Raw genomic sequence first — 1,474 nt, forward strand, 5'->3', positions numbered from 1 at the left:
ACGCTTCACCGCCGAGCAATGCACAAACTACTTCAGCGCCGCAGGTTACGAGCCAGAGTGATCAGATTCTGCTCTAGGATTCGCCAAAGGGATATTCGTTTCCCTCCGGCGAAGCTAATTAATCGCCGAGCATGTAGTTACGGCACATTCACAGTCGTTGCGTGATGCGCGTCGTCATACACGATGTTGATCGTATGAGAGATGCCCGCATTGGCCGTCAAAGTCGCCACTTCGACATTCGAGCCGCCGTGGGTAACGTTGATGTGGACATTTGTCCCATCATTGGTCGCGCTGACGCTGCTGGACGTATCCGCCAGCGTCTGGCTGCCGCCAAAAACGGCATCCAGAACTTTGCTCAGATCGACAGTGTCACCCTCACCGGGGTGATAGTCGGCGATCAGGTCATGGATGCTGCCATGGCTGGTCCAGGTAGCGGCGTTGATAACGAAGGTATCGGCGCCGGCACCGCCGGTCATTGTCTCATTGCCTGAACCGCCGACCAGCACATCGTCACCCAAAGTGCCCAGCAGCGTGCTTCCACCGTCGATGTGAAGGGTCAGCGCGCTCGTTGCCGTATCTCCATCGTGGTCGGTTGCTGTGACGTTGAAGGAGAGATCCTGGGAAACGTTGCTGACTGAGGCAACCCCCGCCAGATCTACTTTTCCGTTACCGGTTACATCGGTGAAGTCGATGTAATCGATCAGCTTTCCAGACGTGCCAAGCTGCAATTGATGCGCGCTGTTCCCGTACTGAGATGGATCGAAGCTACTGGTAGCGCTCGTGCCATCCGTGAAATGCATGACACATGAGATGCTGTCGCCACTCTTGTAATTCGAGAAGGTGAAATCTGCGTACTGTGGCGCTGACGGATTGAAGCCGGCGACGGGCTGGGGGGAATTGCTGCCGGTGAAATCGAACCGCATGTGCTCGCCGGCATCAAAATTGTTGTTGCCCGCACCCCAGCCGACGGTCGAGCCATTGACGCCACCGTCGATGGAGGAGAGTAGCGCTACCGCTGTTGTCCCCGAATGTAGCTCCTGCTCCTGACTTGGTCCGGAGCCAAAAGCGGACGCAGCGTTGACACTGTTCATGACCGTCAGCGCCTGCAGGAGATCGAACTCATATGTTCCCGTGTTTGGATTGCCGGTCAGCGTGAACACCGGCGTATCGCCGTTGGTGACGGTGGTGCTGTTGTCCATATCGGCATAGGCCGTTAGCGTGTTGCCGACGGTCTGGTAGATGAGATGGTGCGTGCCGTCGAGCGTCAGGTTCGATGGCGGGGTGCCGGTGATGGTGAGCGACGAGATACCGTCCGCCCCCGCCACCAGATGAAGCGAGCCGCTCAACACCAGCCCGGCCTGATCGGTTATGACGCCATGGTCGATCGGCCCAAGGTACGGCTGGTCGTCGACGATGTTGATGGTCAGGCTGCCATTGCCGGTGCTGCCGTCCTGGTCGTGGACCACCACGGCGA

1 protein-coding gene is annotated in these 1,474 nt (G+C 58.2%); it reads right to left on the bottom strand.

What is annotated here, in order from left to right; translation table 11 throughout:
• Nucleotides 1-137: 137 nt before the first annotated feature.
• On the bottom strand, nucleotides 138-1,474 hold a 1,337-nt coding region (locus FJ934_RS27845), incomplete at its 5' end, for a type I secretion C-terminal target domain-containing protein (RefSeq protein WP_140613596.1).

The sequence above is a fragment of the Mesorhizobium sp. B2-4-12 genome, from assembly GCF_006441575.1.
Classification (GTDB): domain Bacteria; phylum Pseudomonadota; class Alphaproteobacteria; order Rhizobiales; family Rhizobiaceae; genus Mesorhizobium.